The 21,454-nt window shown below is 74.1% G+C and carries 17 protein-coding genes; 12 read left to right on the forward strand and 5 right to left on the reverse strand.

Annotated features, from left to right (window positions below):
* Nucleotides 1-255, reverse strand: a complete 255-nt coding sequence (locus tag AB0C12_RS29020) for a DUF5999 family protein (protein WP_360553005.1) — start codon at nucleotides 253-255, stop codon at nucleotides 1-3.
* Between the two features lie 160 nt (nucleotides 256-415).
* Between AB0C12_RS29020 and AB0C12_RS29025 the strand changes: the two genes are divergently transcribed.
* Nucleotides 416-1,018 (forward strand): sigma factor-like helix-turn-helix DNA-binding protein, encoded by a 603-nt coding sequence (locus tag AB0C12_RS29025; RefSeq protein WP_360553006.1) that lies wholly within the window; start codon nucleotides 416-418, stop codon nucleotides 1,016-1,018.
* Here the strand turns inward: AB0C12_RS29025 and AB0C12_RS29030 are convergent.
* Nucleotides 1,006-3,093 carry a peptidoglycan recognition protein gene (locus AB0C12_RS29030; protein ID WP_360553007.1) on the reverse strand — a complete coding sequence of 696 codons (2,088 nt, stop codon included), beginning with the start codon at nucleotides 3,091-3,093 and terminating at the stop codon, nucleotides 1,006-1,008. The genes AB0C12_RS29025 and AB0C12_RS29030 overlap by 13 nt on opposite strands.
* Before the next feature lie 188 nt (nucleotides 3,094-3,281).
* Here AB0C12_RS29030 and AB0C12_RS29035 point away from each other — a divergent pair, with 188 nt between their 5' ends.
* The 3 genes from AB0C12_RS29035 to AB0C12_RS29045 all read left to right on the forward strand — a co-directional run bounded on the left by AB0C12_RS29035 (nucleotide 3,282) and on the right by AB0C12_RS29045 (nucleotide 9,455).
* A complete protein-coding gene (locus AB0C12_RS29035) occupies nucleotides 3,282-5,603 on the forward strand; it encodes an EAL domain-containing protein (protein ID WP_360553008.1) in 2,322 nt (773 codons plus the stop codon).
* A gap of 121 nt (nucleotides 5,604-5,724) precedes the next feature.
* Nucleotides 5,725-7,896: an RNA polymerase recycling motor ATPase HelR gene (helR, locus tag AB0C12_RS29040; RefSeq protein WP_360553009.1), complete on the forward strand. Its 2,172-nt coding sequence runs from the start codon at nucleotides 5,725-5,727 to the stop codon at nucleotides 7,894-7,896.
* Nucleotides 7,893-9,455 (forward strand): MDR family MFS transporter, encoded by a 1,563-nt coding sequence (locus tag AB0C12_RS29045; RefSeq protein WP_360553010.1) that lies wholly within the window; start codon nucleotides 7,893-7,895, stop codon nucleotides 9,453-9,455. The genes helR and AB0C12_RS29045 overlap by 4 nt, the downstream gene beginning before the upstream one ends.
* Here AB0C12_RS29045 and AB0C12_RS29050 read toward each other — a convergent pair whose 3' ends face one another.
* Nucleotides 9,456-10,382 (reverse strand): NADP-dependent oxidoreductase, encoded by a 927-nt coding sequence (locus AB0C12_RS29050; protein ID WP_360553011.1) that lies wholly within the window; start codon nucleotides 10,380-10,382, stop codon nucleotides 9,456-9,458. It abuts the gene before it with no gap.
* Between the two features lie 91 nt (nucleotides 10,383-10,473).
* On the opposite strand from AB0C12_RS29050, the gene AB0C12_RS29055 reads away from it, so the two are divergent.
* From AB0C12_RS29055 to AB0C12_RS29075, 5 genes are all read left to right on the forward strand, one after another.
* Complete coding sequence (locus tag AB0C12_RS29055; protein WP_360553012.1) at nucleotides 10,474-11,544, forward strand: class I SAM-dependent methyltransferase; 1,071 nt, start codon at nucleotides 10,474-10,476, stop codon at nucleotides 11,542-11,544.
* Nucleotides 11,545-11,609: 65 nt separating this feature from the next.
* The gene (locus AB0C12_RS29060; RefSeq protein ID WP_360553013.1) at nucleotides 11,610-14,606 is read left to right on the forward strand and encodes a winged helix-turn-helix domain-containing protein; all 2,997 of its coding nucleotides are present in this window, start codon (nucleotides 11,610-11,612) and stop codon (nucleotides 14,604-14,606) included.
* Complete coding sequence (locus AB0C12_RS29065) at nucleotides 14,599-15,168, forward strand: hypothetical protein (protein ID WP_360553014.1); 570 nt, start codon at nucleotides 14,599-14,601, stop codon at nucleotides 15,166-15,168. The genes AB0C12_RS29060 and AB0C12_RS29065 overlap by 8 nt, the downstream gene beginning before the upstream one ends.
* A gap of 53 nt (nucleotides 15,169-15,221) precedes the next feature.
* A complete protein-coding gene (locus AB0C12_RS29070) occupies nucleotides 15,222-15,851 on the forward strand; it encodes a bifunctional 4-hydroxy-2-oxoglutarate aldolase/2-dehydro-3-deoxy-phosphogluconate aldolase (protein WP_360553015.1) in 630 nt (209 codons plus the stop codon).
* A complete protein-coding gene (locus AB0C12_RS29075; RefSeq protein ID WP_360553016.1) occupies nucleotides 15,848-16,786 on the forward strand; it encodes a sugar kinase in 939 nt (312 codons plus the stop codon). The genes AB0C12_RS29070 and AB0C12_RS29075 overlap by 4 nt, the downstream gene beginning before the upstream one ends.
* A 34-nt stretch (nucleotides 16,787-16,820) precedes the next feature.
* Here AB0C12_RS29075 and AB0C12_RS29080 read toward each other — a convergent pair whose 3' ends face one another.
* Nucleotides 16,821-17,954, reverse strand: coding sequence for a hypothetical protein (locus AB0C12_RS29080; RefSeq protein WP_360553017.1), 1,134 nt, complete (start codon nucleotides 17,952-17,954; stop codon nucleotides 16,821-16,823).
* Between the two features lie 126 nt (nucleotides 17,955-18,080).
* On the opposite strand from AB0C12_RS29080, the gene AB0C12_RS29085 reads away from it, so the two are divergent.
* Nucleotides 18,081-19,007: a hypothetical protein gene (locus AB0C12_RS29085; RefSeq protein WP_360553018.1), complete on the forward strand. Its 927-nt coding sequence runs from the start codon at nucleotides 18,081-18,083 to the stop codon at nucleotides 19,005-19,007.
* Between the two features lie 3 nt (nucleotides 19,008-19,010).
* Here AB0C12_RS29085 and AB0C12_RS29090 read toward each other — a convergent pair whose 3' ends face one another.
* The gene (locus AB0C12_RS29090) at nucleotides 19,011-19,733 is read right to left on the reverse strand and encodes an SDR family oxidoreductase (RefSeq protein ID WP_360553019.1); all 723 of its coding nucleotides are present in this window, start codon (nucleotides 19,731-19,733) and stop codon (nucleotides 19,011-19,013) included.
* A gap of 118 nt (nucleotides 19,734-19,851) precedes the next feature.
* Here AB0C12_RS29090 and AB0C12_RS29095 point away from each other — a divergent pair, with 118 nt between their 5' ends.
* Together AB0C12_RS29095 and AB0C12_RS29100 are read left to right on the forward strand one after the other, a co-directional pair.
* The gene (locus AB0C12_RS29095; protein WP_360553020.1) at nucleotides 19,852-20,448 is read left to right on the forward strand and encodes an isochorismatase family protein; all 597 of its coding nucleotides are present in this window, start codon (nucleotides 19,852-19,854) and stop codon (nucleotides 20,446-20,448) included.
* Nucleotides 20,445-21,353, forward strand: a complete 909-nt coding sequence (locus tag AB0C12_RS29100) for a DJ-1/PfpI family protein (protein ID WP_360553021.1) — start codon at nucleotides 20,445-20,447, stop codon at nucleotides 21,351-21,353. Before AB0C12_RS29095 ends, AB0C12_RS29100 begins: the two co-directional genes overlap by 4 nt.
* Nucleotides 21,354-21,454 lie beyond the last annotated feature (101 nt).

Genomic DNA, 21,454 nt, shown 5'->3' on the forward strand with positions numbered 1-21,454 from the left:
TTAGTGGGTGTGACCTCCGGTTGCCGTCGCGTGGATGCCCACGGACACCTCGGGTCGCGCCGCGAGGGCGAGCCCGGCGCACCCCCGGGGCGCGGTGACGCGGCCGTCGGGGAGCAGCTCGCCGTTGTCGTCGAAGGTCACCACACCGTTGCAGAGCAGGCTCCATCCCTGCTCAGGATGGGTGGCGACCACCCGCGCGGCCTCGTGGTCGGTCTGGGTCGCCCCGGGACAGGGCGGCACGTGCACGCACAACATGTCGGTCCTCCAGCGACCAACAGTTCCCCTCGGCCCGGCGCGCGGACACGGGGGAACTACCCGACCCGTACCCGAATACCTGATCGTGGGTACTTCTCCCGTGTCCGCGGGCGGCCCGGCGGCCCAGCATGGAGGCTCACCGCATCAGAGAGGGGCACCCATGGGCCGCCACGCGGCCGACCGGCCTCGTAATCCTCCGCTGCACGCGGACCTGTTCGTCCCGACGCCCGGCAGCGCCGCCGCCCGCACCGCGCAGCAGCGCGCCGGCTCGGCGTTCGACACCCTGGTCGAACCGCACCGGGAGGCGCTGGAGACGTACGTGCTGCGGCTGACCGGCGGCGACGAGGCGGCCGCCGAGAGCCTGCTCAAGGAGACTCTCTACCGCGCCGCCCAGGACCCGTCGCGCTACCCGCAACGGGCCTCGGCGGTACGCCCGTGGCTGGTGCTGACCGCTCGGACGATCCTGCGCGACAGTGCCCGGATGGCCGGCCACGACGACCGGCAACCGCTCGACACCCCGCCGTCCCCGCGGGCCGGCACGACCATCGTCCGGGCCATGGACGACCTCGCCGCGGCCCACCGGGACGTGCTGATCGAGCTCTTCTACCAGGGTGTCTCGCTGGAGGACGCGGCGGCGGCCCGGGGCGTACCGGTGGAGACGCTCAAGTCGCGGCTCTACTTCGCCATGCGGTCCCTGCGGGTCGTGCTCGATCAGCAGCTCGCCGACCGGCCCGACCCGCAGGGCGGCGGTCACCGCAGGTAGACCAGCCCGTCGGTGATCACGCCGGGGCGGCCCGCGGTGCCCTCGACGACGATCCGGACCGTGTGCTGCGTGCTGTCGGGCCAGGCCCGCGTCCACACCGCGCGCCGGTGCAGTGTCTCGGGCGAGCGCAGGTCGATGATCCCGGCCGGCGCGTCGTCGACGAAGACCTGGACCCGGCCCGACACCGCCGTGCGGGACACCGCCAGTGCCGCCGAGCGGCCGGTGAAGGTCCAGCTCAGCGAGGAGGCCGCGGCCGTGCTGCGCAGCGCCTGACCGCCCAGGTACGCCGTCCCGGTCACGGTGCTCCAGGTCCCGGTCCGCTCGCCGGCCGTCTCCGCGGTGACCGACGCGGTGCGCTGCACGGCCACCGACCTCGCGTTCCCGGCCCGGTCGGTGGCGCGCAGCCCGTACGAGGTGTCGGCCTCGGGCTTGACGCTGCCGGCCCAGGTCGTCGTGGTCGTGGCCAGCTTGACCGGCGTCGGGGCGGTCAGGGCCAGGCTGCCGAGCCCGCCCGCGTCCGTGACTCCCCAGCGCACCCGCACGGGCACGATCCCGTTGAGCGACCCGGTCCGCAACGACACGCTGGGTCCGCTGGTGAACTCGGGCAGCGTCCGGTCCACCACCACGGTCGCGCTGGTGATCGACGTCTTGCCGTTCAGGCCGACCGCCCGGACGCGCAGGGTGTGCCGGCCCGAGGGCAGCGTGAGCAGGCGCTCCCGGTCGCCGCGCGGCGCCGATGCGGTGACCACGTCGTCGACGAGCAGGTCGAACCGGTACAGCATGGTGGTCGCGGTGCTGACCTGCCAGAACGGCCGGATCGTGCCGCGGGTGTAGTAGGTGGTGCCGACCTTGGTGGCGCCGTTCACCTTGGTCACCGCGAGGCCGCTGGGCGCGGCGCCGGCGATGCTGCGGATGGAGCCGAGCTGCGCGTACAGGGTGTTGCCGGGGCACTCCGTCTTGCCGGTGTCGCGGTGCCCGGAGACCCGGTTCAGCATCGCCGTGCTGCCCTTGGCGTAGCGGTCGCTGCCGCTGGAGGTCATCGCGACCCGGCCGGTCGGCGTGTTGCCGTACGCCCCGATCTTGAACGCGGCAACCTGCGCGATCACCCGCTTGACCCGGGCCGGCACGCCGGTGCCGGAGTAGTTGCCGAGCACCGCGATGGCACTGCTGCGGGCGTTGAAACCGAGGGTGTGCGCGCCCAGCACCGGCCGGGTGACACCACCGGCGCGGCCCTCGAACAGGGTCCCGCACTTGTCGACCAGGAAGTTGTAGCCGATGTCGTCCCAGTGGTTGCTCTTGACGTGGTACGCCTGGATGCTGCGGACGATCGCCGCGGACTGGGCGCAGCTGTAGTTGTTGGTCCCCGCCGTGTGGTGCACGAAGACCACCTGCACGTCGGTGGAGTATTCGGGCGCGCCCTGCACGATCTTCTCGTTGGCTCCCCACCGCGCCCGGCTGACCACTGCCGGGGCGGGTCGCGGCGGCACGGTGACGTCGGCGCGGGCGCGTCCGGCCGGCGCCGGCAGTGCGTAGGCGGCCGGCGTCGTCCGCGGCGCCGGGGTCGCGGGCTCACCCGGGTTGACCAGGTCCATCCGCAGTCCGGCGGGCAGCGGCCGGGTCCGGCCGGCGTCGGCGATCCGCGCCTGCACCCCGTTCGACTCGCCGACCCAGAGCGGGTCGGTGCTGCCCCGGGCCGCTTCCGCGTCGCCCGAGCCCGGCTCGGCCGGCGACGCGCCGTCGGACTCCAGCCGCTGCCAGCCGGTCCAGGCGCCGTCGGCGGCCCGCCGGGTGCGGATCTCCACGACGCCGTCGAGCTTGCGGTGCGGGTCGCTCCAGGTGACCCCGACCATGCTGAACCGCCCGGTGGTACGCGGCGCGACGGCCCGGGCACCGGCGGCGGACGCGCTGCGCCCGGTCACCGAGGATCCGGTCACCGGGGTCAGGTCGATCGTCTGCAGAGTGGGCTCGGTGGCGGGCGCGGTCAACGCCTCCGGGCGGGCCGCCGCACCACCTCCGGCGGCCAGTACGGTCACCGCGCCGCTCATCGCCATCGCCGTGCCGGCAACGGCGGCCATGACTCGTCTCTGGGTCTTGTTCTCCACGCGTTTCCCCCCGCGAAAGGCTTCGGACCAGGCCAGATCAGGATGAAACGTATGCGGCTCTCATGTGTGGGGTTGCCGATTCCCGTGACACCGGTCACTCTGTTCCGGGTGCCGGGCACGGGGTTCGTTAATGCGTCGCGCCGTTCTGCCGAAGGTAGGACGTGACCTCTGTGCTGGCGCCCGTCCGAGCCGGCGGCGACGTGGACGCGCCGACCGCGGCGTACCCGGTGCTGCCCCGGCGCAGCGCCGTGCTGGCCTGGTCATACATCGCCGCGGCAGGCGTCGCCATCACCCTGTTCGCGGCCGGGCCGGCGTCGTTGCAGCTGCCGCTGATGCTGACCGCGATCGTGGGCGGGCTGTGGGCCACCACGTACGCGGTCCGCCGGATCGCCGTCCCCGCCCACCGCAAGCCCTGGCGCCTGCTGCTCTGGTCGGCCGGGATGTTCTTCGCCGGCATCGTGCTGCGGGTCGTCGTGCCCGGCGCCGGGGACTCCCCGCCGACCTCGATGGCGCTCATCCCGGACGCCTTCGTGCTGCCGGGCTACCTGCTGATGGGCTACGCCTTCGCCGACATGCTGCGCCGCCGGCGGGCCGCGGACGACGACCCGGCCCGGGTGGACGCGCTGCTGGTCGGGCTGGCCGCGGCGTTCATGTGCTGGACGTACCTGATCGTGCCGTCGATGGCGCAGACCGACCTGACCCCGCTGCGCATCGCCAACTCGTTCTTCCCGGTCATCGACGTCGTGCTGGTGGTGCTGGCCGCGCAGCTGGCGATCTCCGGCGGCGCCCGTCAGCCCTCGTTGTGGCTGCTGCTGTCGGCCTCGGCGACCATGTTCGTCGGTGACTTCCTCTTCATGCTCCGCGACGGCGCCCTGGCCGACGTGCCCCAGCACGCCGTCGACGTGCTCTTCATGGCGACGTTCCTGCTCGTCGGCGCGGCCGGTCTGCACCCGTCCATGCGCACCCTGACCGAGCCGCAACACGTGGTCGTCACCGACCTCAGCAAGATCCGCACCGGCCTGATCGCCCTGATGGTGGTCGTGCCGACGATCATCACCACCATCGTGCCGGCCGGCTCCACCCTCAACGGCGTGGTCCGCTCGATCCTCTGCGTGCTGCTCATCCTGGCCGTGTTCGCCCGCGTGGTGCGCTCCAACAACTCGCGGGCGCGCGCCGAACGGGCCACCCGCCGCCGCGCCACCCACGACGCCCTCACCGACCTGCCCAACCGCGAACTGCTGGCCGAGACGATCGCGGAGTGGGGCGACCGGGCCGCCGCCGCCGAGCAGGAGATCAGCCTGCTCTTCATCGACCTGGACCGCTTCAAGATGGTCAACGACCACTGGGGTCACCAGGTCGGCGACGAGCTGCTCTGCGCGGTCGCGGGCCGGCTGAGCGCGCAGATCCGCGGGGCCGACCTGGTCTGCCGGATCGGCGGGGACGAGTTCGTGATCGCCTCGGCCAGCCCGTCGCACTCCGCGCTGGCCGAGTCGCTGGCCGACCGGGTGCTGGCCGAGTTCGCCCGCCCGTTCGAGCTCTCCGTCGGCAACGTGGTCATCTCCGCGTCCATCGGGGTGGCCAAGTCGCTGGGCGGGGCGCAGGCCCTCGAGCTGATCCGCGACGCCGACACCGCCATGTACAAGGCCAAGGGCAGCGGGCGCAACGCGTACGCGCTGTTCGACACGTCCCTGCGCGACGAGGTCCGGGACCGGATGAACCTGGAGCAGGCGCTGCGCCGGGCCCTGCCGCGCGGTGAGCTCTCCGTGCACTACCAGCCGATCGTGGACCTGGCCACCGGCGAGCTGGACGGCTTCGAGGCGCTGATGCGCTGGCAGCACCCGACGCTCGGCGCGGTCTCCCCGGTGGACTTCATCCCGGTGGCCGAGGAGACCGGCCTGATCGTGCAGAGCGGCGCCTGGCTGCTGCGCGAGTCCGCGGCCCAGCTCGCCGCCTGGACGGCCGAACGCGGTCCGGACGCCCGGCGGTTGCACGTCTCGGTCAACGTCTCGGTTCGCCAGCTGCGCGACGGTGCCCTGGTCACGGTGGTGCGGGACGTGCTGGCCGACACCGGGCTCGCGCCGGAGCAGCTGTGGCTGGAGATCACCGAGTCCGGCGTGATGGAGGACATCGACACCGCGCTGATCACCCTGAACCAGCTGCGCGGCCTCGGCGTGACGCTGTGCATCGACGACTTCGGCACCGGCTACTCGTCGCTGAGCTACCTGAACCGGCTGCCGGTCGGCATCGTCAAGATCGACCGCTCGTTCGTCAGCCGGGTGGGCGAGGACGGCGCCAACGAGCCCATCGTGCGCGCGGTGCTGGCCATGACCCGGGCGATGAACCTGCGCGTGGTCGCCGAGGGTGTGGAGACCGAGGTGCAGCGCGACTGGCTGCGCGAGCAGGGCTGCGACCTGGGCCAGGGCTGGTTCTACGGCAAGGCGGAACTGCCCGCGGACCTGAAGAACTGGGTTGCCGGGAGCTGAGGAGAGGAGAAACCACTCTCCGCCACTTCTAACGTATATCGCACCCCGGGGCTTGTGGCAAGACCCGGTGCCTGGCGCAGAATCGTCCGCCGAGCCCGGAATCTGCGCAATCGAGGTGTGAATGAATCCCTTGGCGACCAGCGCCTTCGATCTTCCCGACCGGCTGGCTCAGAAGGCCGACCCAAAACTGATCGCTGCCGACGAGCGGCACTTCGCGGCCATCGCGGAGAGCCTGCGGCAGTCCATCGCCGACCTGTCCGACCGGCTGGAGGCCGAGCGCCGGGCCCCCGCGGGCAAGGGCCGGCAGGCGGTGGACCGCGACACCGAGGTACGGCGCCTGTCCGCGCGGCTCCGTTCCCTGCGCCGCTTCGGGCTGGACCTGTGCCTGGGGCGCATGGTCAGCGCCGACGACGCCGAGCCGGTGTACGTCGGGCGGTTCGGCCTCACCGACAGCGCGGGCCGCCGGCTGCTGCTCGACTGGCGGTCGCCCGCGGCCGAGCCGTTCTTCGGGGCGACCCACGCCAACCCGATGGGGCTGGCCAGCCGCCGCCGCTACCGCTGGACCCGCGGCCGGATCAGCGACTACTGGGACGAGGTGTTCAGCCCGGACGGCTTCGAGGGGCACGCCGCGCTGGACGACCAGTCGGCCTTCATCGCCAGCCTGGGCGGCAACCGGTCGGCCCGGATGCGCGACGTGCTCGGCACCATCCAGGCCGACCAGGACGCCATCATCCGCGCCGGGTCCGGCGGCGCTCTGGTCGTCGACGGTGGCCCGGGTACGGGCAAGACCGTCGTCGCCCTGCACCGCACCGCCTACCTGCTCTACGCCGATCCCCGCCTCGGTCACCGCCGTGGCGGCGTGCTGTTCATCGGCCCGCACCAGCCGTACCTGGCCTACGTCGGCGATGTCCTGCCCAGCCTCGGCGAGGAGGAGGTGCAGATCTGCACCCTGCGCGATCTCGTCACCGAGGGAGCCGCGGCCGCACCCGAGACCGACCCGGCGGTGGCCCGGCTCAAGTCGTCGGCGCCCCTGGTACGGGCGATCGAGGCAGCCGTCCGGTTCTACGAGGAGCCGCCGGCCACCGCCCTGACGGTCTCCACCGGGGAGGCCGACATCCGGCTGAGCGCCGACGACTGGGCCGAGGCGTTCGAGGCGCCCGGACCCGGTACGCCGCACAACGAGGCCCGGGACGAGATCTTCCAGGAGCTGCTCACGATCCTGGTGGAGAAGTACGACGGTGACGAGCCGGAGACCTTCGTCCGGCGGTCGCTCGGGCAGAACCGGGAGCTGCTCGCCACCTTCAACCGCGCCTGGCCGGTGCTCGAAGCGACCGACCTCGTCGCGGACCTTTGGTCGGTGCCCGCGTACCTGCGCAAGTGCGCGCCGTGGCTCACCCCGGACGAGGTCCGCACGCTGCGCCGGGACGCCGGACGGCCCTGGACCGTCGCCGACCTGCCGTTGCTGGACGCGGCCCGGCGGCGGCTCGGCGACCCGGAAGCGTCCCGGCGCAACCGCCGGCACGACGCCACCCTCGCCGTCGAACGCGAGCGCATGTCCGCGGTCGTCGACGAGCTGATCCACGCCCACACCTACGACGACGGCGAAGGGGTGCTGTCCAGCCTGCGCCAGCTCGACCTCCAGGACGCGCTGGTCGACGAGACCGCGGTGCCCGCCGCCGAACCCGACCGGCTGGCCGGCCCGTTCGCGCACATCGTCGTGGACGAGGCCCAGGAGCTGACCGACGCGGAGTGGCAGATGCTGCTGCAGCGCTGCCCGTCCCGCAGCTTCACCATCGTCGGGGACCGGGCCCAGGCCCGGCACGGCTTCACGGAGTCCTGGCCGGAACGGCTCGAGCGGATCGGGCTCGACCGGATCACCATGTCGTCGCTGACCATCAACTACCGGACGCCGGAGGAGGTCATGGCCGAGGCCGAGCCGGTCATCCGGGCCGCGCTGCCGGACGCCAACGTGCCGACGTCCATCCGCAGCAGCGGCGTCCCCGTACGGCACGGATCCGGGGCCGAACTGCAGTCCATCCTCGACACCTGGCTCGCCGCGCACGCCGAGGGGATCGCCTGCGTCATCAGCACCGGGGGCGCCACCGTCCCGGCCACGCCCCGGATCCGGTCGCTGACCCCGGAGCTGTCCAAGGGCCTCGAGTTCGACCTGGTCGTCCTCATCGACCCGCAGGCGTTCGGCCCGGGCATCGAGGGCGCGGTCGACCGGTACGTCGCGATGACCCGCGCCACCCAGCAACTCGTCATTCTCACCACCACCGAGGGAGCTCGATGACCTCAGTCACCACCCCGCCCGCCACCCGGATGTCGCGCCGGGAGGTCGTCCAGGCGCTGTCCGGCCTCATGCTCGGCCTCTTCGTGTCCATCCTGGCCTCCACAATCGTGTCCAACGCGCTGCCGCGGATCATCGCCGACCTGGGCGGCTCCCAGTCCGTGTACACCTGGATCGTCACCACCGAGCTGCTGGCCATGACGGCGACCGTGCCGCTGTGGGGCAAGATGGCCGACCTCTACAGCAAGAAGCTGCTGATCCAGCTCTCCCTGGGCCTGTTCGTCGCGGGCTCGCTGATCGCCGGGCTCACCCCCGACGTCGGCATCCTCATCGTCAGCCGGGTCGTGCAGGGCATCGGCGCGGGCGGCATGGGCGCGCTCGCGATGATCGTGATGGCCGCGATGATCCCGCCGCGCGAGCTGGGCCGCTACTCGGGCCTGTTCGGCGCGGTGTTCGGCGTCGCGACCATCGCCGGGCCGCTGATCGGCGGGCTGCTGGTGGACACGTCGTGGCTGGGCTGGCGCTGGTGCTTCCTGATCGGCGTGCCGTTCTCGCTGGCCGCGATCGTGCTGCTGCAGAAGACGCTGCACCTGCCGCCGACGCCGCGCCGACCGGTCTCGATCGACTGGCTCGGCGCGTCCCTGATCACCGCGGGCGTGTGTGACCTGCTGATCTGGTCGACGCTGGCCGGCAACCACTTCGCCTGGGGATCCTGGCCGACCGTCCTGTTCGTCGCGGCCGGGCTCCTGCTGCTCGCTCTCGCCGTCCGGGTGGAATCGCGGGCCAGGGAGCCGATCATCCCGTTGAGCATCTTCCGGAACCGCACGGTCTCCCTGGCCATCCTGGCCAGCGTGCTGGTCGGCCTGGCCATGTTCGGCGGCACGGTGTTCCTGTCGCAGTACTTCCAGATCTCGCTCGGCAAGACCCCGACGGTCGCCGGCCTGATGAGCCTCCCGCTCATCTTCGGCCTGCTGGTGTCGTCCACCCTGGCCGGCCAGCTGATCACGAAGTACGGCCGGTGGAAGGCGTACCTGGTCGCGGGGGCGGTGGTGATGACCGCCGGCATGGTGCTGTTGAGCACGATCGACGCCCACACCAGCGTGCCGACGCTCGCGCTGTCCATGGCGGTGCTGGGGATCGGCGTCGGCATGCTGATGCAGAACCTGGTGCTGGCGGCGCAGAACGACGTACCGGCCCAGGAGCTCGGGGCGACCACGTCCGCACTGACGTTCTTCCGCAGCATGGGCGGCGCGATCGGGGTCAGCGCCCTGGGCGCGGTGCTGGCCTCCCGGGTGACCACGATGCTGGCTGAGCGCTTCGGCCCGCCCGCCACCGGTGGCACGGCGAAGGTGCCCGACCTGGCCGCCCTGCCGCCGGAGGTGCTGACCGTCGTCCGCGAGGTCTACGGCGAGGCCACGGCCGGCCTGTTCCTGATCGGTGCCCCGATCGCCGCACTGGCCGTGCTCGCCGTCCTGTTCATCAAGGAGAAGCCGCTGCACACGCTGAGCGGCGACGAGCGCCGCGCCCAGGAGGAGGCCGCGGCCGGCGCGCCGCCGGCCTGATCAGCTCCCTCCGGACTGATCCGGCTCGACGATCAGGACCACCTTGCCGCGGCCGTGCCCGGCCTGCACGGCCGCGTGCGCCGCGGCGACCTGGGTCAACGGGTACGCCCGCAGCGGCATCGCCAGCACCCCCCGTCCGGCCAGCGCGACCACCTCGGCGAGCCGGACGGGGGAGCGGGGCGCCCGTACCACCGGGGTGCCGAACTCGGCGGCCCCCTTGTCGTCGGCGATCGTGCCGATCCGGTCCCGGGGCACGCCGAGGGCCACGGACGCGGCGACGGCCCCGCGCCCGGCCGCGTCCAGGGCCACAGTCACCGGTCCGGGTGCGACCGCCCGGACCGCCTCGACCATGCCGTCGCCGTACGCGACCGGAACGGCACCCAGCTCCCGTAGGTAGTCGTGATTGGCGGGGCCGGCTGTGCCGATCACGGTGGCACCAGCGAGCCGGGCCAGTTGCACGGCCAGCGTGCCCACCGAGCCCGCCGCCGCGTGCACCAGCAGTACGTCGCCCGCGGTGACGCCCAGCTGGGTCAGCGCCCCGGAGGCGGTCTGGCCGGCCGCCACCAGCGCGGCCGCCGCGGGAAACGACAGCTGCGGCGGCTTCACGACGAGATCCGCGGCCGGCACGACCACGTGGGTCGCCTGACCGTTCATCATCGTGGAACCCAGCACCGCCGTACCCGGGACGGGGCCGGTGACACCCTCGCCGAGCAGGTCGACCACCCCCGAGAACTCCTGGCCGACCTGATGCGGGAAGTGCCCCGGCCCCCGTCTCATCCACCCCGCCCGCACGGCGACGTCGAAGGGCTGGACGCCGGCCGCGCGTACCCGGACCCGCGCCTGGCCCGGACCCGGCACCGGATCGGGCAGCTCAGCCACCCGCAACACCTCGGGCGGGCCGTACCGGTCGAACACCGCTGCTCTCATCCGGCCACCCTGCAAGCTGAAGCCGGGTTGAGGTCAAGTGCCGCACGCGGGCTGCACGCGAACCGCACGCGGCCCGGTCCACGGTGGTCCCATGACGACCACGGAGAAGACCGCCGAACGCCTGCTGGGCGCGCTGACCGCCGCCGCCGAGCTGTTCACCGTCGAGCTGGGCCGCGAACTCGGCCTCTACCGGGCCCTGCGCGGCGCCCGGCTCACCCCGCCCGAGCTCGCCCGGACCGCCGGCATCGACGCCCGGTACGCCCGCGAATGGCTCGAACAGCAGGCCGCCGCGGGACTGCTGACCGCGTCCGCCACGGCCGGAGCGGACCCGGACCAGCGGCGGTTCGCGCTGAGCGAGGAGGTCGCCGCCGTGCTGCTCGACGAGACCGGGCCGGCCTACCTGGGTACGGCCGGACAGTTCGCGCTCGGGCTCGGGCTCACGTTCCCGGCGGTCACGGAGGCGTTCCGGACCGGGTCCGGCGTCTCGTACGCCGACTACGGGCGGCACCTCCGGCACGGCATCGCCGCGTTCAACCGGCCGATGTTCACCCACCAGCTGACGGGGGAGTGGCTGCCCGCCGTACCGGAGGTGGACCGGCGGCTGCGGGCCACGCCGGGGGCCCGGGTGCTCGACCTGGGTTGCGGACTGGGACATTCGTCGGTGGCGCTGGCGCTCGCGTACCCGGCGATCACCGTACGCGGGGTGGACCTGGACGAGAACTCGGTGGCGGAGGCGCGGCGGAACGCGGCCGCGGCGGGGGTGGCTGACCGGGTGAGCTTCACGGTCGGTGATGCGGCCGGACCGGCCGGCCCGGATGTGGACCTGGTGACCATCTTCGAGGCCCTGCACGACATGGCCGACCCGGTCGGTGTGCTGGCCGCCGCCCGCGCGGCGCTCACCGAGGGCGGCAGCGTGTTCGTCGGGGACGAACTCGTCGCCGACGAGTTCACCGCCCCGGCCGGGGAGATGGAGCGACTCCAGTACGCCTTCAGCGTCCTGCACTGCCTGCCCGCCACCCGCGCCGAGGGCTCGGCCGACGCCAACGGGACAGTGCTGCGCGCGCCGACGATGCTCGGCTGGGCCCGTGCGGCCGGCTTCGCGCAGGCCGAGGTCCTCGACATCCCGCACGATTTCTGGCGTTTCTACCGGATGCGGGGCTGAACGGCGACTCTTCGCTGCCGGAAATACGACGGCGCCCGCCCGGCCGGCCGCCCTAGGGTCGTCGCATGCGGGTGCGGGTGCTCGGGCCGTTCGAGGCGGACGGCCCGCACGGTCCGTGCGTCGTGGCCGGCGCGCGGCAGCGAACCGTGCTCGCCGTCCTGGCCCTGCACGCCGGGCGCCCCGTCGCGATCGGACGGCTGATCGACGCCGTGTGGCCCGACGACCCGCCACCCTCGGCCCGCAACAGTCTGCAATCACACGTGGCCCGGCTGCGGACGGTGCTGCCGGACGGCGTCCTCCGGCACGAGCCCGCCGGCTACCGCCTGATGCTGGCACCGGAACAGGTCGACGCGCTGTGCTTCGAACGGCTGCTCAGCGAGGCCCGGGCCGCCAGTCCGGCCGGGCGCGCCGGGCTGCTCGACCGTGCGCTGGCGTTGTGGCGCGGGCCGGCGCTGCCCGAGTTCCCCGCCGGGCCACTGGCCGGCTGGGCGGCCCGGCTGGGCGCGGCCCACCGCACGGCGCTGGCCGACCGGGCCGAGCTGGGCGGCGGCAGCGACCGGTTGGCGGCCGAGGTGGCCGCCGACCCGTGCTGGGAACGCGGTGCGCTGGTGCTGGCCCGGATGCTGCCGGCGGCCGAGGCGGCGGCCGTGCTGCGCGGGCACGCCGAGGCTGTGGTGGAGACGCTCGGACTCGACCCGTCACCCGGAGTCCGCGAGCTCCAGGCCGAGCTCGCCCGCGGCGGCCGCCGGCCCGCCGCCCACACGACGAGCACGGGCGGTGGCCGTGCTCGGGCCGGAGTTGCCGGGGTCGCGGGCACGGGCGGTGGCCGTGCGGGGGCCGGAGTTGCCGGTGGCGCGGGTGCGGGCGCTGGGGGTGGTGACGTGGCGGCCGGGACGGGCTTCAGCCCGGCGGGGGCGCAACGGCCTCGGGCCGGTCCGGAGGTCGCTCTGTCGGGGCGGGACATGGCTGTGGGCGTACCCCGATATGTCTCGTCCTTTCTCGGTCGCGACCGAGAGCGGGCCGCGTTGCTCGCCGCCGGCGGGTTGGTCACCGTGGCCGGGCCGGGCGGGGTCGGCAAGACCCGGTTGGTCGCCGAGGCCGTGCGGGGGCTGGCCGTTGCCTGGGTCGACGCGGCCGCGGTCCGGGGCCGGGACGATTTCCTGCAGGCTGTCGCCACCGGTACGGGAGTGCGCCCGGCCCCGGGCGACGACGTCGTGCGGGCTGTCGCCGCGGCCTGGACCGGAAGCGACGTGCTGGTCCTGGACAACTGTGAGCACGTCCTGGCCCCCGCCGCCGAGGTCGTCGAGGCCGTTCTGGCCGCCGCGCCCGCCGCCCGGATCGTCGTGACCAGCCAGGAGCGGCTGCGGATCGACGGTGAGCGGGTCCTCGTCCTGCCTCCGCTGTCCGCGGTCGCCGCCGCCGCGCTCTTCGCCGACCGGGCCGACGGCGCGGTCGACCTCGACGATCCGGCCCAGGCCGAGGCCGTCGGCGCGGTCGTCGCGGCCCTCGACGCGCTGCCGCTGGCCATCGAGCTGGCCGCCACCCAGGCCCCCGCGCTCGGGGTCGCCACCCTGCGGGACCGGCTCGACGACCGGCTCGACCTGCTGACCCGTGGCCGGCGCACCGGTGAGCCCCGGCAGCGGACCCTGCGCTCGGTCGTCGACTGGTCGTTCGGGCTGCTCGGTGACGACGAGCAGCGGGTGCTGGCGCGGCTCGGGGTGTTCGCCGGCTCGTTCACCGTGGCGCTGGCCGAGGCCGTCGTCGCCGATGCCGGGCTGCCGCGTTCGCAGGTCGCGCCGGTCCTGGCCGCGCTGGTCGACCGTTCGCTGGTGAGCCGGGCCGGACCCGGCCGGTTCCGGCTGCTGGAGACCGTGCGGGCCTACGTCCGGCAGCAGCCGGCGAGCGCCGGCCTGCGCCGGCGGCATGCCGAGGCCGTCGTCGCGGCGGCCGAGGAGCTCGACCTCGCGCTGCGCGGGCCGCGGGAGGCAGAGGCCACGCGGGACCTGGACGCTCTGCTGCCCGACCTGCGGCAGGCGGTCGAGACCGCCCGCGACGATCCCGCGCTGATCGCCCGGCTGGCCGCCGCCGTCTACCGGTACGGCTACCACGGCCAGCGCTACGAGGTGCTGGCCTGGGGTTACGCCGCCGCCACCACGGGCTCGGCGGGTGCCCTGGCGGCGGCCGCGACCCACGCCTGGGGTCGCGGGGACCTGACCGCCGCCCGTGAGCTGCTGGCCGCGGCCGGGCCCCATCCCGCCGCGCAGGAGGTGCTCGGCGACATCGCGCTGGTCTCCTGCGACGGCGCGGCCGCACTCACCCACTACCGGGCCATGACCGCGTCGGCCACCGACCCGGCCGTGCGCGCCTCCGGCCTGGCCTGCCAAGCGGTGGTGCTGGCCTGGACCGACGAGCCGGAGCAGGCCGTGGCGCTGGCCGAGGCCGCGGTGGACGTGGCCGACCTGACCGGCAACCCGACCGCCCGCGCGATCGCCCGGTACGCGCTCGGCGAGGCGCTCGGTGATCTCGACCCGGCCCGGGCCGTCGCCCTGCTCGACGAGTCCGCCGCGCTGGCCCGCAGCGTCGACGGCCGGCTCTTCGTCGGCGCGTCCACGGCCGCCGCCGTCGCCATCCGGTCCCGGCACGCCGACCCGGCGGCCGCGCTGCGCAGCTTCCGCGAGGTGCTCACCCTGTGGCGCGAGGCGGGCAACGACACCCTCCAGGTGGCCGCGCTGCGCAACCTGGTCGTGCTGCTCGCCCGGATCGGCGCCGACGACACGGCCGCCCTCGTCGACGCGGCGCTGCCCGACGCCCAGGTCTATCCGGCCGAGGCCGGCCGCCTGCTCCGGGCCCGGACCGCCGTCGCCGAACGGCTGGGCCCGGCGAGGATCACCGCGGCCCGGCGCCGGGCCGCGGTGCTGACCGGTGGCCAGGTGGTCGAGGCGGCGCTGGCCGCGATCGACGCCGACCTGGCCCATCGGCCGGAACCGGCGGACGCCAGGTCACGATCCGGCCCTCGCCCGGGACCCGGCGGACCGGCATCGCTACCGTTGGCGGGTGTCTGAGATCCCCTGGTGGGCGTTACCCCTGGTCGCCGTCGTGTTCGCGCTGGCCGGGGCCGGTGTGACCCTGCTCGTGTCGGCCCGCGACGAGTACGCCCGCAGCCGCGCCAAGCGCACCAAACGGTGGTACGCCGAGCGCAAGGAGGCCTACATCGCCCTGATGACGGAGTTCGAACGGGCGACCTACCGGCTGCGCGCGGCGTACGACAGCGGCCAGCCCCCGCCCGGGCCGTTCACCTACGTCGACGCCGTCGGACCCGCCCTCATGCAGGTCCGGTTGCTGGCCTCGGGGCAGGTCCGCAGCGCCGCGCTGGCCGTGCACCTGCTGATCGAGAAGCTGTACGGCGAACGCCCGACCCCACCGCCGGGCGTCGACCCGGAGAAGTCGGTCCGGGAGATGCTCGGGCACGTGCCGCTGGTGATGCAGCAGTTCGAGGCGGCGGTCCGCGAGGAGCTCGGCATCGAGGCCACTCCGCCCCTGCCGCCGGTGGAGCCACCGTCGCGGGGACTGCGCTCGTACATCCGGCGCGACGCGACGCCGGCGGAGTCCCGCGTCACTGGTTGATCTTGCCTGGCCCGGGGAGTATGGAGGCAGCGATGGATCCTGGGGAGGCCTCCATGTCGGACAAGTCGGTCACTGAGGCGGTAGTCGGGAGCGGCGTCGTGGCCGTGCTGCGCGCGCCCACCGCGGATGCCTTCGCCGCGGTCAGTGATGTGCTCGTCGAGGCGGGCATCACCGCCCTCGAAGTGACCCTCACCCCCCGCGGGGCACTGGAAGCGATCGCCGGGTTGCGCCGCCAGCTGCCGGCCTCGGTCGCGGTCGGGGCCGGGACGGTGCTCACCCTCGACGACGCCAAGGCGGCCGTGGACGCGGGTGCCGCCTTCCTGGTGTCCCCGGTCGGGGTGGCCGCGCTCGACGGCTTCCCGGTGCCGGTCTATCCGGGGGCCTTCACCCCTACGGAGATCTTCAATGCCAGCCGGAGCGGGGCGCCGCTGGTCAAGCTCTTCCCGGCCGGTGCCGTCGGGCCGCGCTTCCTCAAGGATCTGCGGGGGCCCCTGCCCGACGTGCGGATCATGCCTACCGGGGGGATCGAGATCGCTGACATCGCCACGTGGTTGAGTGCGGGGGCCTCGGCGGTGGGGCTCGGTGGTCCCCTGATCGGGGACGCGGCCACCGGGGGCAGTCTGGCTCAGCTGGCGGTGCGCGCTCGGCGGGCCGTTGACGCGGTTGCGTTCGCCCGCTCATGAACGGCGGTCTCGTCACGCTCGGGGAAACCATGGGTCTGGTCGCCGCTGAGGGGGTCGGGCTGCTGGAGCACGCGCGCGGCTTCCGCTTCGGCATCGGCGGCGCGGAGAGCAACGTGGCGATCGGCGTGGCCCGCCTCGGCGGCCGGGCCACCTGGGTGGGCCGGATCGGCCCCGACGCGACCGGCGACTTGATCGAGCGCCGCCTGCGCGCCGAGGGCGTGCACACCGTGGCCATCCGCGACGATGCCTACACCGGCCTGATGGTCCGGCACCGCCGCACGGGCGCGCTGACGACCGTCGACTATCACCGCGCGGGCAGTGCGGGCTCGCGGCTCGGCCCCACCGACGTGCCCGTCGACCTGCTGCGGTCGGCCGGGATTCTGCACGTCACCGGCATCACCCCGGCGCTGGGCGACACGGCCCGGGCCGCGGTCTTCCAGTCGGTCGAGACCGCCCGTGCGGCCGGGGTGACGGTGTCGGTCGACATCAACTACCGGGCCAAACTCTGGTCCCGGTACGACGCCGCGCCCGTCCTGCGCGACCTGGTCTCGCGAGCGGACGTGGTCTTCGCGGGACCGGACGAGGCGGCCCTGGTGCTGGGTGGGAATGAGGCGGTGGCCGTAGGACTGGCGGCGCTCGGTCCCGGCGAGGTGGTGATCAAGGACGGTCCGCGCGGCTGCACAGGGTTGATCGAAGGCGAGCGGTATGCGCTCGAGGCCCTCGACGTGACGGTGGTGGACCCGGTGGGGGCGGGGGACGCGTTCGTGGCGGGATATCTGGCGGACCGGCTCGCCGGGGCGGCGCCGGCTCAGCGGCTGGCCACGGCTGTGACGGTGGGCGGGTTCGCGGTCACGGTCCCCGGGGATTGCGAGGGGCTGCCGTCCCGGGCTGATCTCGCCGCTCTGCTCTCGGCCACCGACGACGTGACGCGGTAGCCGGGCCGGGGATCCGGCCCGGCGGCGCGACCGGTCAGTTGAAGAGAGCGAAGCGTTCCCGCCCCGTACCCCCGATCCGGGTGAAGGCCCCACCGGCGGCAATACGATGCCGCGGCGGATAGGTGGTCAGCACATGCGTCCCGATCGTGCCGTTGGCCCGCGGGTTCCACCCGGTCAGCCGCCCCCGCCCGTCCAGCGCGGCCAGCTTCACCCGCGCCGTGTACCCCCCGGGGCAGCCCAGCTGCCGCACGGTGCTGGTCCGCCGGCAGGCCCGGTCGAAGTGCCCGCCGACGTAGGCGATGCCGCCCATGACAGCGATCGTGTGCACATCGCCGTCGAAGAGGTGGGTCCAGCGGATCGCCCCCGAGGCCGAGTATCCGACGGCCCGGCCGCCCGGTCCGCCGGTCGCCGTGTACACCCCGCGGGCGTCCGCGGCCACGTCCATCACGTTGGCCGGGGCGTGCGGCCGGAAACCGCGCACCAGCGACCCGGTGGCCGGGTGCACGGCCGCCAGCCGGTCCGCCGCTCGTGAGCCGTTGACCTGGTGGAACTCCCCGCCGAGGTAGATCCGGCTGCGGGTGACGGCCAGCGAACGGACCCGTCCGCCGGTGCTCGGCCGCCACGAGCGGTCCAGGGCGCCGCTGCTGTGCGAGAAGGCGGCGACGTTGCGCCGGGTGACGCCGTCGACGGCGGAGAAGCTGCCGCCGACGTACACGCGTCCGTTGCCGACCGCGAGCGTGGCCACGTCGCCGGTCACGCGGTGGGCGAAGCGGGTGGGACGGCCGGTCGAGGCGTCGATCCGGGCGACCGCGTCGCGGCTCTGCCCGGAGATGCTGTCGAAGTCGCCGGCGGCGTAGACCGCCGGGCCGGCGACCGCGAGGGCGCGGACGGTGCCGTCCGCGGCGGGCTGCCAGCGCAGGACCGCACCGGTACGGGCATCGAGCGCGGCCAGCCGCCGGCGTTCGAAGCTACGGCCCCGGTAGGTGACCGCGGTGAACGACCCTCCGACGTAGACGACGTCGCCGCGGAACGCGATCGCCCACACCGTGCCGTTGAACGAGGGGGCGGCCTGGGCGCGGGCACCGACGGCGGCTGCTGGTGTCGCAGCCGGGACGGCGCCGCCGACGAACGCGCAGACCAGTGCCAGGAAGACCGACAACTTTCGCATACCGTGATCAACTGAGTGGGGCGCGGAAAGTGTCGGCAGTGGAACCGTCGTACCTCCGGCACCGTCGCAGGAGAGGGCGTAGACGCGGCGCGGAGGTGCGCGATGGGTCGTTGTGGTGTGTCATTTGTGATCGCGACAGTGCTTGTCGGGGCGGTCGCCGGGTGCGCGGGCCAGGCGGCGGAACCCGGGAAGCCGGCGATCGAGCCGGCCTGGACCTCGTGTGCGGCAGCGGGCGCGGCGTCGTCCGGTCCCGCCTCGGGCGGCGGCGATCTTGCCGGGCTCCCGCCACTCGACGACAGCTTCCAGCCGGTGGCGGCGGTGGTCTGCAACTCGGCGCCGCTGCGCCGGGCCGACGGTGGTGAGGACCTGACCGCCACGGAGAGCCGCGCCGACGACGTGACGGCACTGGTCGCCGCGCTGCGGCTGCCGGACGAGCCGCTCTCCGGCGGCGCCTGCACCCTGGAGCTGTACCTTCCGCCGTTCTTCGCCCTGCTCGACGCGCAGGGCCGCTGGGTGCGTCCCGGCGTACCCCACGACAGCTGCGGCAAGGTCCGCTCCGAGGTGCGTGAGGCCCTCGGCGGGCTGCGGCTGACGCCGGTCTCGTCCCGGCCGATCCTCCAGATCGAGTCGTCGGAGGCGGCGGCGGCCGGCTGCACCCAGCAGTGGGCGGACATGGTCTGGGTCTCGGGGCAGTGGGGGATCAAGGGTGAGCCGGCCGTCGTGCCCGCGGGCTTCGACGGGCCGGTGCGGGTCCGGCTCTGCGCGTACCGCGTGCCGGCCGATCAGCAGCGCACCGGCAAACCGGCCGGTGAGTTCGCCTCCGGTCGCTACCTGAGCGAGCAGCAGTGGGCCGCCGTCCGGAAAGAGGTCGAGGCCGCGGCGCCCGCACCCGCGTGCACGAGCCCGGCGAGCGGGTTCGTCGTGCTGCACCTGGGGTCCGGCCAGCTCTATGTGGAGCGGGACGGCTGCCACCGGTTGCTGGCCCAGGCGGCGGACGGGCACGACACCATCCGGCAGGCCTCGCCGAAGCTGCTCGCCCTGCTCGCCGACTGAGGCTCAGGCCAGGCCGCCGCCGGCGTGGATGTTCTGGCCGGTGATCCAGCGGCCGTCCGGGCCCGCCAGGAACGCGACCACGTCGGCGATGTCCGCCGGTTGACCGAGCCGGCCCAGCGGCGTCATCCCGGCCGCCATCTCCAGTGCCTCGGCGCTGTTGGTCGAGCGCAGGAGCTCGGTGTCCGTGGCGCCGGGCGAGACCGTGTTCACCGTGATGCCACGGGCGCCCAGCTCCCGGGACGCCACCGCGCTGAACTGCTCCACCGCACCCTTGCTGCCCACGTAGAGGCTGCCGCCCGGGGCGGGGGACGTCGTGTTCAGGGTGGAGATGGTGATGATGCGGCCGTGGTCGCGCATGTGCCGGGCCGCGTACCGGATGGCCTGGAATGTTGCCTTGGCGTTGACCGCGAAAATGCGGTCGTAGTCCTCGTCGGTCACCTCGGCGATCGGGGTCGGTGCGAAGCTCGCCGCCGCGTTGGCGACCAGGATGTCCAGGTGGTCGGCGCATTCGAGCAGCTCGCGGACCGCCCCGGGTTCGGCCAGGTCGGCCCGGAAGCCGCGCGCCGAACCGACCGCGTCCTCGACCGCCTTGGCCTCGTCGTCGCGGCTGCGGTAGCCGAAGATCACCGTGGCGCCGTCGCGCGCCAGCCGTTCCACGATCGCCCGGCCGATGCCCCGGGAGCCGCCCGTCACCACTGCCGTCTTTCCCGCCAGAGGCCCTGTCATGCCTGCCGACCTTACCGGCCGGAGCCGATCTTCACCCCGCCATGAGTGACCGGATCGTTCCGGTCCGGGTCGGGTCGAGGCCTTGGCCCGGTGCCGTCCCGGCCGCCACGATGGCAGCATGACCAACGCGCTCGTCGTGATCGACGTCCAGGAGTCCTTCCGGGTCCGGCCGCTGTGGCAGGCCGTCTCCAACCCCGCCGTCGTGGAGCGGGTCGGTGTCCTCGTCGACGCCGCCCGCGCCGCCGGTGATCTCGTCGTCTGGGTGCTGCACGCCGAGCCGGGCAGCGGCGGCGAGTTCGACCCGGCGCGCGGGCACGTGCGGGTCATGGCCGGGCTCGAGCCGGCGCCCAGGGAGCCGATCATCACGAAGACCTCGCACAACGCGTTCACCACGACCAATCTGCAGCAGGTGCTGACCGAGCGCGGGATCCGCGACCTGACGGTCTGCGGCATCCGGACCGAGCAGTGCGTCGAGACCACCGCGCGGGTCGGTTCCGATCTGGGGTACGCCGTCACGTTCGTCACGGACGCAACGGCGACGTTCCCGATCCCGCACCGGGAGGCCCCGCCCGGCCAGACCGTCACCGAGTTGCTGGCCGACCCGCGTACGCTGGCCGCCGAGGACGTGGTGACCCGCACCGAGTACGCGCTGGCCGGCCGCTTCGCCACCGTCCGGACCGTCGCCGAGCTGACCGGGAGCTTGACCGGATCGTGAACCAGGTGGTCTTCGTCCTCGCGCCGCGGCTGCACCTGCTGGACCTCGCCGGCGCCGCCCAGGTCTTCTCGACCGCGGCGGACCACGGGCACCCCTACCGGCTGTCCTACGTCGCCGAGCGGCCCGACGTGCCGACGCACCAGGGCGTCACCCTGCGCGCCGAGCTGAGCTGGCCGGAGCTCGGCCCGGGCGACCTGGTGGTGGTGCCCGGCTGGCGCGCGGAGAGGCTGGCCGGCACCGGGCTGCTCAGCGCGGAGACGCTGGGCCGGCTCACCGCGCACCACGCGGCGGGCGGCACCGTGGCCAGCGTGTGCGCCGGGGCCGACGCGCTGGGCCGGGCCGGCCTGCTCGACGGCCGGCGCTGCACCACCCACCACGACGTGCAGGACGACCTGGCCCGGCGTTATCCGGCGGCGACCGTGGTCCGCGACGTGCTCTACGTCGCCGACGACCGGGTGGTGACCTCGGCGGGCATCGCCAGCGGCATCGACCTGGCGTTGCACCTGGTGGCGGTGCGGCACGGCCCGGCGGTCGCCGCGCAGGTGGCCCGGCAGATGGTCGTCTACGCCCGGCGCAACGGGGACCAGCAGCAGGCCAGTGCGATGCTGCGGCACCGGGCGCATCTCAGCGACGCCGTGCACCGGGTGCAGGACCGGATCGACGAGAGTTTCGCCGAGCCGCTGCCGCTGGCCGAGCTGGCCCGTTCGGCCGGGGTCAGCGAGCGCACGCTGACCCGCCGCTTCGAGGCCGCGACCGGCCGGACGCCGCTGCGCTACCAGCAGCAGCTGCGGGTCGAGCGCGCCGAGTATCTGATCGGGCACGGCGCGACGGTCGAGGCGGCCGCCCACGCGGTCGGCTTCGTGGACGCCCGCATGCTGCGCCGCCTGCGCGCCCGGTCAGCCTGAAAGCCGGCGGGCCGGATGGCCGAAGAGGCCTGGGGCGGCTCGAAAGCCGGCGGGTCGGGTGGCTGAAGAGACCCGGGCGGCTTGAAAGCCGACGGGCCGGA

Origin of the sequence: Actinoplanes sp. NPDC048967, assembly GCF_040649415.1 — a bacterium.
Classification (GTDB): Bacteria; Actinomycetota; Actinomycetes; order Mycobacteriales; family Micromonosporaceae; genus Actinoplanes.

Coding starts and splice junctions, on each gene's coding strand:
- AB0C12_RS29020 (WP_360553005.1), bottom strand. CDS start 255: ATGTTGTGCGTGCACGTGCCGCCCTGTCCCGGGGCGACCCAGACCGAC.
- AB0C12_RS29025 (WP_360553006.1), top strand. CDS start 416: ATGGGCCGCCACGCGGCCGACCGGCCTCGTAATCCTCCGCTGCACGCG.
- AB0C12_RS29030 (WP_360553007.1), bottom strand. CDS start 3,093: ATGGCCGCCGTTGCCGGCACGGCGATGGCGATGAGCGGCGCGGTGACC.
- helR (WP_360553009.1), top strand. CDS start 5,725: ATGAATCCCTTGGCGACCAGCGCCTTCGATCTTCCCGACCGGCTGGCT.
- AB0C12_RS29045 (WP_360553010.1), top strand. CDS start 7,893: ATGACCTCAGTCACCACCCCGCCCGCCACCCGGATGTCGCGCCGGGAG.
- AB0C12_RS29050 (WP_360553011.1), bottom strand. CDS start 10,382: ATGAGAGCAGCGGTGTTCGACCGGTACGGCCCGCCCGAGGTGTTGCGG.
- AB0C12_RS29055 (WP_360553012.1), top strand. CDS start 10,474: ATGACGACCACGGAGAAGACCGCCGAACGCCTGCTGGGCGCGCTGACC.
- AB0C12_RS29060 (WP_360553013.1), top strand. CDS start 11,610: ATGCGGGTGCGGGTGCTCGGGCCGTTCGAGGCGGACGGCCCGCACGGT.
- AB0C12_RS29070 (WP_360553015.1), top strand. CDS start 15,222: ATGTCGGACAAGTCGGTCACTGAGGCGGTAGTCGGGAGCGGCGTCGTG.
- AB0C12_RS29075 (WP_360553016.1), top strand. CDS start 15,848: ATGAACGGCGGTCTCGTCACGCTCGGGGAAACCATGGGTCTGGTCGCC.
- AB0C12_RS29080 (WP_360553017.1), bottom strand. CDS start 17,954: ATGCGAAAGTTGTCGGTCTTCCTGGCACTGGTCTGCGCGTTCGTCGGC.
- AB0C12_RS29090 (WP_360553019.1), bottom strand. CDS start 19,733: ATGACAGGGCCTCTGGCGGGAAAGACGGCAGTGGTGACGGGCGGCTCC.
- AB0C12_RS29095 (WP_360553020.1), top strand. CDS start 19,852: ATGACCAACGCGCTCGTCGTGATCGACGTCCAGGAGTCCTTCCGGGTC.